The sequence below is a fragment of the Sphingomonas azotifigens NBRC 15497 genome (assembly GCF_002091475.1).
Lineage (GTDB): Bacteria > Pseudomonadota > Alphaproteobacteria > Sphingomonadales > Sphingomonadaceae > Sphingomonas > Sphingomonas azotifigens.
The window spans coordinates 1-8731 of sequence record NZ_BCTR01000101.1 but is presented as its reverse complement, the minus strand read 5'-3'; the positions used below and the strand labels follow the sequence as shown (position 1 = coordinate 8731).

Below are 8731 nucleotides of genomic sequence, written 5' to 3'. Positions count from 1 at the left end.
TGCGCGGCCCCATGCCCCCACCAACGCATTGATAGTCAAGCGTTGCTCTCGCGATCGGCCGATCGACCGATCGGCTATTTTTGGGACCCACCCGACCGAAGCGCTGCACGATGCAAATTATTCTCTCGCCGGCAACAGCGCCTTGTCGATCCGAGCCGCGACGCCGACGTTGCGCCCAGCAAGATTGGGGACGCTGTAGTGCATCGCCGTACCCAGCACCTGCGCGACCTGCGGCAGCGTCATGCCATAGTCCTGCCGCAGCCACTGAATCATGCCGGTGCTGGCGAACTTCAGCGCCTCGTCGAGCGAGCCGGCCTGGCCCAGTACCATGATCTGCGTCGGTGATTCGACGCGCGGCATCGATATGCTGCGGCCCTTGATGACCTCGACGGTGACGGTCACGTCCATCGAAGTTTCGAGGGCATATTGCGTCGTCTCGCCGTCACCTTGCAGAGCGTGGGCGTCGCCGAAATAGAGCAGCGCCCCTGGCTGTTGGACGGGAAGGTAGACGGTGTTGCCTTCGGCTACCTCGGGGAAATCCATGTTGCCGCCGAAGCGGCCGGTGTCGCCGGTTGAGATCGCCGGCATCCCGAACCCGGGCGCGACGGCAAGTCCGCCCAGCATCGGCCTCACCGGCACCGAATACCCTGCAAGCGCGCCCTCGGCCTTCTCGGGACGGGCGCGACCGGCCTCACGATCGAGCAGCCATTTCACGGGTTTGTTGAGCGTGCCCGCCTCCGGCACCAGCGACGTGCCGAGCGCACGCCCGACGATGGCATCGAGGCTGTCGGCCCAGTCGCGGTTGAGCTTCAGACGGCGGATATGGACCGCCAGCGTATCGCCGGGCTGTGCGCCGGCGATGAAGAACGGACCAGTCTGCGGATTGCCGAACAGGGCGCGGGTCTTGCCGTCCTTGTCCACCCCGCCGGAATCGATCGTGGTGGTATGGATCGTGTCGCCCGGCCAGACGACCAGCACCGGACGGCGATCGGCGTTCCAGCTATTGGAATAGTCAGTCGGCGTGTACTCGACAGTGCGGGGACCGCCGCCCTGGCGTTCGGGGACACGCCATCCCGTCACCGCATGCGTGACGCGAGCGGCAGGATCGTTGGTGTCGGGCATATCGGCGGTGCCGGCCAGTTCGGTCCCGCGGACCCTCACCGTGTAGGTCGATGTGCGGCCCTTGCCGTCGGTTGCGGTCAGGGTGAGCCGGTCGCCCGTCACGCGCCCCTCGATGCGGTCGCCGTCCAGATCGCCGGTCACGTCCTTGCCGCGACGCTCGACAGTGAGCGTCGAGAAGGCAGGATTACCCCAGAGATCGGTGCGCACGATCCAGCTCTCCGCTGCTGCTGCGGAGGTGGCGACGATCGAAGCGGTGACGGATAGAAGCAGGGTGGAGAAGCGAATCGGGGACATGCGGGCTACTCGTGCGCAGGAATGATTGGGCGACCGTGCCGGTGTTCGCCTGTGGATGGAAATCGCTGATCGGTCGACGACCGTCCGGGTCGGTGAACAACCGCCAGTGCCATGCTACCATCAGCAGAATGATGGCGTACCGTGTCTTTGCCGTAATACTGGCCCTGTGCTTCGCGTCTCCTGCCTGGGCCATCGCCCCTGCTCGCTGGCAGGCGTGCGATGATGCACAGACGGTCCATTGCCGTATCGTCACGCCGGAATATGAAAGACTGACAGCCCCCCTCACGACACTCTCCGCGACCGTTCACGTGCTGCCCGGTGCCATCAGCGACCCGATCGCGGTCGAGATCGATGCGATGGCAAGCGCGCTCGTCCGCTGGAACGGCGTCGTTATCGGCGCGAACGGCTCACCCGGCGTGGACAGGGCAAGCGAGACGCCGGGTCATTATAGCGCCAGACTGGCCGTGCCCCGCGCCTTGGTCCGTGCCGGGGACAACCGGGTGACAATCGTCCTGTCCGCGCATCATCTATGGCTGCCGATCGGGCAACCGATCCACCGCATCGCGATCGGACCGCCACGCGACGCGCAAGGCTATACGCTGCGCCACTATCTGCCGACGCTGGCGACGCTGGCGCTTCCGGCCGTCGCGCTGCTGGTGCTCGGCGCACTATTGCTCGCGGGCCGGATCGGGCGACAGGCGGCCCCGGCGATGGCCGTGCTGGCTGCGATCGTCGCGCAGGGTTTTGTCGAGATCAGCAAGATCGCGATATCCTACACCTATCCGTGGCACCTCGCCCGCATGGAGGTGCTGACCGGACTGACGGTGATCGTCGGCCTGCTGCTGGTTGGCATGACGAGCCGCCTGTTCGTGCCGCTCAAGGCCCCTGTCGTCGTCGGTGTCACCTGCATGGCGATGGGGGTGGCGTGCCTGATCATCGGCGGACCCGACCGCCAGTCGCTGGCCATCTTCGAGATCGCAATGCTGGCGATCGCCGCGCTTACGATGCAGGCAGCCCTCCGCAAGGACCGACGCGCGATCGCTTTTGCGCTGATAGCGGCGGCGCTGGCGGTCTGGGCCTACGTCGCCGGCCCCGATTTCCTCGATACGGGCTATTACGTTTCTGCCGCCATCGCCGCGATCGTGCTAGTGATCGGGGCCATATTGCGACCGGCAACTGTCGCGGAAGTGCCGGTCGCGATTCCTGCCGTCGAACCGGTCGTGACATTGCGGGACGGCGCCCGCCACCATCTGGTAGCCCCTTCCCAGGTCGTGTTCCTGAAGGCTGACGATGATTATTGTAGCCTCCACATGCGTGATGGTCGTGAAATCGTGGTCACGATGACGCTGAAAGCCGTCCTCGCGCTTCTGCCATCCGATTTCGTCCGCATCCATCGCAGTCATGCCATCAATGTCCGGCACCTTCACGGCACGAAAGCCGGGCCTAACGGTCGCGTGGCCGAGCTGTCGGGTGCGATCGTCCTGCCGATTGGCCGGGCCTATGCTTCCGCGCTGCGGGCGTTCACGAGCCTTGGTCCAGCTTCAGCAGCTTGACGGCGTTGTCGTGCAGCACCAGCTTCTCCTCAGCGGCCGTCAGGCCCAGGGCGCGGACCGCCTTCAACGCTTCGGCGGGGGTGTCCACGGGCCAGTCCGAACCGAACAACACATGGTCCATGCCGTGCCGGCGCAGTGTCCAGACCAGTTCCGGCGCCACCGGCGATCCCGCATAAGCCGAGGCGATGGCCGAGACGTCCAGCCAGACGTTGCCGCCGCGGCCCAGCTTGCGCAGCGTTGCCAGGCTCTGGAACTCGCGAAATTCCGTGAAGCCCATATGGGCGAAGATGAAATTCGTGCCCGGTTGCCGGAACGACAGCATCATCAGCTTGCCCGGCTGGTTGGTATCCATCGGGTTGTAGCTGTCGAACAGCACGGCCATGCCCAGCTCGCCTGCCTTCTCGGTCACGCGGGCCACTGCCGGGTCGGCGACATCCAGCTGCTGGCTGTTCGGATGCAGCTTGATCTCCCGAACGCCCAGCCGCGCCAAGCGCTCCAGCTCCGCCAGCGCCGCGTCGCCGTCCGCCGGATGGACCGAGGCGATGGGATAGAAATGGTCAGGATCGGCCGCCACCGCCGCGAGCAGGGCGTCGTTGAGGGCGCGTGTGGCGGGCATGTCGCCCTTGTCAGCCATGACGATCAGGGCGCTGCGCTGGACGCCGGCCGCAGCGTCCAGGGCGCGCAGAGCCGCCGTGCCCATCGGATGGGCGTCGGTCAAACCGTTGGTCTGGCTGGTCCGCAGGTGGGCGTGGGTGTCGATCACCGGCCCCGTGTAGCCGTCCGTCGCCAGGGTGGCCCCGCCTGAAAGGACCGCCGCAATGGCCACCGCAGCCAGGCCAAGAGCTTTGCGCATGCTTCCCCCCCCAATGGTGGGCAGTTGGATCATGCCAAACGCACTGTCAAGGCAAGTCAAAAACGCGGCAGCCGTGTCGGCGCAATGTAGTTCAGTGGGACAGCGCGCATGGGATCGCCTGGAGGGCATAGCTGAAAGGCGATCCCATGCGCGCGCGTCCTGATCTTGAGAGAATCAGGCAGCAGGCGCGGGCGGCCGGGCGCGGTTTTGATCGCCGGATCCGGCGTCCGCAATGCTGACACAAGGTTCCATGTCCATCCGGGCGTTCGGCTGCATTTGGGGCAGCCGGTAGAAGGATCGAAGGGATCTGTGATGAAGCGTATCTGTTTGCTGCTCTGCACCCTGGCGCTGGCACCCACTGTTGCCCGCGCGCAATCGTACGATGACGTGACCTTTACGGGGGTCAAGATCGGCGCATCGGTCGACTATCGCTGGCAGGAAGGCGACTATGCGTTGCCCCGCATCGCCTCGATGCTCGACGAGAAGAAGGGCGGGATCGGCTATCGCGGTCATATCGGCTACGATGTCCAGCTCGGCAACGTTCTGGTGATCGGCGGCGAAGGCGGGATCGGCCGCGGCGGCGGCACGCTCAAGGCCGCGAGCACCATCGGCGATTATGCGCTGAAGCCAAGATGGGCTTGGGACGTCTCTGGTCGTGTCGGTGTGCTGCCAGCGCCGCGCGTGCTGCTATATGGTCGGACGGGGTATAGCTGGCTGCGGACCCGCGAAACCACGGATTTCCGGGCAACGAACCTTGCCGATGTCCATGCAAGCAGCACCAAGAGCGGCTTCCTGTGGGGCGGCGGTGCCGAGGTCGCACTCTTACCGGGAGTCTTCACGCGCGCGGAATATAATCGCGTCAACTATGGTGGCGGATTGACTTCGTCGAAGGTCCAGATCGGAATGTCGATCGGCTTTTGAGCCGTGAACGGTTGGGCAGGCGATTGGTCGGACCGACCGTCTGCCCGGCCCTGGGAGGGCGCGAGGTTGAGAATATTGCTGGTCGAGGACGAGGCGGAGATGGCGATCGCGGTCCGTGCGGTGCTGGAGCGCGAGGGCTATGTCGTCGACCATGTCGCCTCGCTCGCCGAACTCCATGAAGCGACAACGATTGCCATCAGTGATTTGGTGCTGCTCGACCGCACGCTCTCTGACGGTGACGGACTCAACGCGATCGCCGAGCTGCGGCGCACAAATCCGGGCGTGCCGGTGATCGTCCTCACCGCGCGTGGCGACGTTCCCGATCGCGTTGCCGGGCTCGACGCCGGTGCCGACGACTATCTCGCAAAGCCCTTCGCTATGGAGGAGATGCTGGCGCGCATGCGTGCGGTCCGCCGACGCCCGACTGCACTGCCGCTCCAGCAGGTGCAATTGGGTGAACTGGTCTACGACATGGCGAACGACGAGGCCCTTGTCGGTGGCGTAAGGCTCGACCTGCCGCGCCGCGAATTGCGCGTGCTCGCGGCGTTGATGCGGCGGCGCGGGCGGACCGTCCAGCGCGGCGCCCTGGAGGACGCTGTCTATGGCTTCGACGATGCGATCCAGTCGAATACGCTGGATTCGCATGTTTCCCGGCTGCGGAAGCGGCTCGCGGAAGCAGGCGCTGAGGTAGAGATCCACGCCATTCGTGGCGTAGGCTACCTGCTGCGACGGCAAGATTGACCAGGAAACGGCCCGGCTCGCTCAAGCGCCGCCTGATCGGGCGGCTGCTGGGATTCCAGATCAGCATTCTGCTTCTCTTCGGCATCGCGTTCGTCGGTTATCTCGTCCTCAACGACGAGGGGGGCGTGCTGGTTAGCCCCAGGTTCGCCGAGGTAGCGGCGCGTACCGTCACGCGTGGCGCGGATGGCCGGCTCCATATCGTCGAGACGAGCGAATTCGCGGCACTGCGTGCCGCCAACCCCGACCTCTGGTTCGTCGCGCGGAGCAATCGCGGTGAGACGATCGCCTTTGGCGAGATACCGGAGCTATATCGTCCGCTGGCGCGTAACCTCGGCTCCATCACCTTTGCGGATATCCGCGATACGAAACCGCCGTTTCAGTATCTGGCCATCATACGGCGCGCCTCTGGACCTGCCGGAGAACTGACCGTGCTCGGCAAAGGCAGCCTGTTCAGCGCGACCTTCGTCGTGCTGTTCCTTTCAAACCTGATGATGATCCCGGTGCTCGGTCTGTTGGCATTGATCACTATCGTTGCAACGCCAGTGATTGTGCGGCGCGCGCTCCATGGCTTGGCGATGATCGCGGAGAACGCGGGCGCAATCGACATCGATCGCCGCGGCGCTCGACTGCCGACAGACCACCTCCCGGCAGAACTTGTGCCGCTGGTCGAGGCGATGAACGGCGCCCTCCGGCGCCTCGACGACGGCTATGACAGACACCAGCGCTTTCTCGTCGATGCCGCGCATGAGCTTCGCACCCCGATCGCCATTCTCCAGGCAAAGATCGATGCAGCGCCCGACACGGAGTTGGGACGAGGGCTACAGCGTGACGTTGCGCGTCTCGCCACTCTCGCCGAGCAGATGCTCGATCTTCAACGCATGGAGCGGCACCCGCCGTTGCGCCAGACAGTCGATCTCGCCGGGATCACGCGGGAGGTTGCGGCGGATCTGGCGCCGCTGGTGCTCGTGGCAGGCGTCGAGATCGAGGTCGATGATCTTGGCGGCGAGATAGTCTGCGGCGACATCGCGGCGATTGCGCGTGTGCTCGCGAACCTGATCCAAAATGCGATGGAGCATGGCGGGCACCGCATCATCGTGCGGATCACGGGAAGAATGATCGAGGTGGAGGATGACGGTCCAGGCATTCCGGCCGACGAGCGCGACCGGATATTCGAACCCTTCCATCGTCTGCGTCCACGGGCGACGGGGGCTGGTCTCGGTCTCCATCTCGTTCGCCAGGTCATGACACGGCACTGCGGATCGGTGGCTGCGATCGAAGCACCTTCGGGCGGCACGATTATCCGGCTGGAGTTCGCCACGTGGACGCAAGGCTGACGCAATCTTCGCAGCGCAAACAAGTGCGGCTAGCCACTGGAGTTTGCGTATGAAGCGCTGTTCGTTTCTTCCGGTCCTGCGTTGCCGCAGCCCCCTGCCCGGTTGTTTCGCCCTCGCCTTGGCCCTCTCCGGCTGCGCCGCTGATATCATGCGTGGCTATCTTGGCCGGCCTCCCGAGGCCGTGATGGCACGCTACGGCCCGCCGGTCGATGTCCGCGACCTGCCGGACGGCCGCCGTGCCTATCAGTGGATGCAGAGCGAATTTGAGACGAGCGGGGGCGATGCCACAACAAGAGTCGAGCGCGGGGGCAATGGTCACCCGCGGAGTCGCACCGAATACGCGCCGACGACAACCAGGGAACGAAAGTGCTTCTACACCTTCTACGCACGTCGCGCGGCATATGGCTGGCAGATTGAGGACTTTGAGCGTCCCGAATTCGGCTGTTGAGCTGCGTTTCCTTTCAAACGGGCGGCAGGCTGCCGAACCGGAACTCTCGGGCGAATGGCATAGGTTCGATCAGCGTCCATGCGGCCCCGAGAGCGCCGATCTGCTGGCCGCCTATCGCGGCGAGCAGGAAGCCATGCCCGCCCGATCTCGATGCGTTCGACGGGCTCATCCGCTACAACAAGGCTTATCCATGCTGAACCTGCCTGCACGAATCGCGCGAGCGCGCAGCCGCTTCCTGAGGGACGGTGGCATCCTCGTGGCGCTTTCCTGCCTGACGCCTGCCCTCGCACGGGCCGAGGACTATAAGCCGGTCGTCTGCACGGCGCGCGCGCCCTATGCCGGGCGGCCCCTGCACGCAGCGGTGGCCGTGCCCCCGCCCGTAGCGATTCCGGATAGCGCGCTGGATCCGGCAACGACCGGCCGCCTCGACGCCTCCCTCGCCGCGATCAAGGCGGCCACCCATGCGCCGTCGATCACGGCGGCAGTGGGAATCGAAGGCAAGGGCATGTGGACCGGCGACGCGGCTGGCCAGCGCCCCCTGTTCTGGGCAAGCGCCGGCAAGACCTTCACCGCCATCGTCGTCCTGCAACTCGTGCAGGAACGCAAATTGTCGCTCGACGATACGGTTTCCACATGGATCCCCGGCGTACCCAATAGCGAAGTCGTGACGGTGCGCGATCTGCTGGCGCACACGGGCGGTCTGTTCAGCGCGAACGAGGACAAAAAGGCCCATGCCGCGCCGCGCTATCGCGATCCGGCTGAAAATCTGGCGATCGCGCGCAAGCATGGGGCGCTCTTCTGCCCCGGCGCGAACTGGCGCTACTCCAATACCGGCTATGATCTGCTCGGGGAAATCATCCGGAAGGTCGATGGCCGGTCGATCGACGGGGCGATCACCGCGCGGATCATCGCGCCGCTCGGGCTCACGTCGCTGCGTGCGCTGCGGCCGGGTGGCGGAGCGGACGGCGTGGCGCCGCTCGTCTCGGCGCAGGCCACGCCGATCGATCCGAGCTGGGCTGGCGCGGCGGGTCCGATCGTCGGGTCGGCCAGCGACATGGTGCGCTTCTGGTCCGCGCTGCTCGGTGGCCGGCTGATTGCGCCGTCGCTGGTGCAAGAAATGACCGGCACGCTGTATCCGATGTTCGACTCCGGCACTTTCTATGGCCTCGGCGCGATGGTGTTCAATGAGCCCGATGGCGACCGGCGCCTGCTGTGGGTCGGCCATGCCGGCGGGACGCCAGGTGCCAGCGCGCTCGTCGTATATGCGCCTGCCGACCACGCCTTTGCCGCCGTCGCGCTGACCGGCGATGGTTCGGCCGTCGCGTCGGTGAATGCCTTGCTGAAGGCAACGCGACAGCCACCGGGACGCGAGGCGGCTGCCGCTGCGACGACAGTTGCCGCGACCGCAGCGCCCCCCGGCCCGCAGGTCTCGACGGCGAATTGGCGGGACGCGCTCGACGCCGCA

Annotated in this window: 8 protein-coding genes; 6 read left to right on the top strand and 2 right to left on the bottom strand. The window is 65.7% G+C overall.

Annotated features, from left to right (window positions below):
- Positions 1–117: 117 nt before the first annotated feature.
- Complete coding sequence (locus tag SAZ01S_RS22625) at positions 118–1416, bottom strand: acetamidase/formamidase family protein (protein WP_084584596.1); 1299 nt, start codon at positions 1414–1416, stop codon at positions 118–120.
- Between the two features lie 35 nt (positions 1417–1451).
- Between SAZ01S_RS22625 and SAZ01S_RS22620 the strand changes: the two genes are divergently transcribed.
- Positions 1452–2969 carry a LytR/AlgR family response regulator transcription factor gene (locus SAZ01S_RS22620; protein ID WP_218018159.1) on the top strand — a complete coding sequence of 506 codons (1518 nt, stop codon included), beginning with the start codon at positions 1452–1454 and terminating at the stop codon, positions 2967–2969.
- Here the strand turns inward: SAZ01S_RS22620 and SAZ01S_RS22615 are convergent.
- Entirely contained in the window at positions 2938–3855 is a 918-nt protein-coding gene (locus SAZ01S_RS22615; RefSeq protein WP_218018158.1) for an amidohydrolase family protein, read from the bottom strand. The two genes, SAZ01S_RS22620 and SAZ01S_RS22615, sit on opposite strands and share 32 nt — an antisense overlap.
- A gap of 279 nt (positions 3856–4134) precedes the next feature.
- On the opposite strand from SAZ01S_RS22615, the gene SAZ01S_RS22610 reads away from it, so the two are divergent.
- The 5 genes from SAZ01S_RS22610 to SAZ01S_RS22595 form a co-directional block, all read left to right on the top strand.
- Positions 4135–4743, top strand: coding sequence for an outer membrane protein (locus tag SAZ01S_RS22610; RefSeq protein ID WP_084584593.1), 609 nt, complete (start codon positions 4135–4137; stop codon positions 4741–4743).
- A 75-nt stretch (positions 4744–4818) separates the two neighbouring features.
- Positions 4819–5484: a response regulator transcription factor gene (locus SAZ01S_RS22605; RefSeq protein WP_218018157.1), complete on the top strand. Its 666-nt coding sequence runs from the start codon at positions 4819–4821 to the stop codon at positions 5482–5484.
- Positions 5481–6818, top strand: a complete 1338-nt coding sequence (locus SAZ01S_RS22600; protein WP_084584591.1) for a sensor histidine kinase — start codon at positions 5481–5483, stop codon at positions 6816–6818. Before SAZ01S_RS22605 ends, SAZ01S_RS22600 begins: the two co-directional genes overlap by 4 nt.
- Before the next feature lie 49 nt (positions 6819–6867).
- Positions 6868–7266 (top strand): hypothetical protein, encoded by a 399-nt coding sequence (locus SAZ01S_RS24170; RefSeq protein WP_218018156.1) that lies wholly within the window; start codon positions 6868–6870, stop codon positions 7264–7266.
- Positions 7232–8731, top strand: a 1500-nt coding sequence (locus SAZ01S_RS22595) for a serine hydrolase domain-containing protein (RefSeq protein WP_218018155.1), incomplete at its 3' end; no start/stop codon positions are given. The genes SAZ01S_RS24170 and SAZ01S_RS22595, both read left to right, overlap by 35 nt.

Coding starts and splice junctions, on each gene's coding strand:
- SAZ01S_RS22625 (WP_084584596.1), bottom strand. CDS start 1,416: ATGTCCCCGATTCGCTTCTCCACCCTGCTTCTATCCGTCACCGCTTCG.
- SAZ01S_RS22615 (WP_218018158.1), bottom strand. CDS start 3,855: ATGATCCAACTGCCCACCATTGGGGGGGGAAGCATGCGCAAAGCTCTT.
- SAZ01S_RS22610 (WP_084584593.1), top strand. CDS start 4,135: ATGAAGCGTATCTGTTTGCTGCTCTGCACCCTGGCGCTGGCACCCACT.
- SAZ01S_RS24170 (WP_218018156.1), top strand. CDS start 6,868: ATGAAGCGCTGTTCGTTTCTTCCGGTCCTGCGTTGCCGCAGCCCCCTG.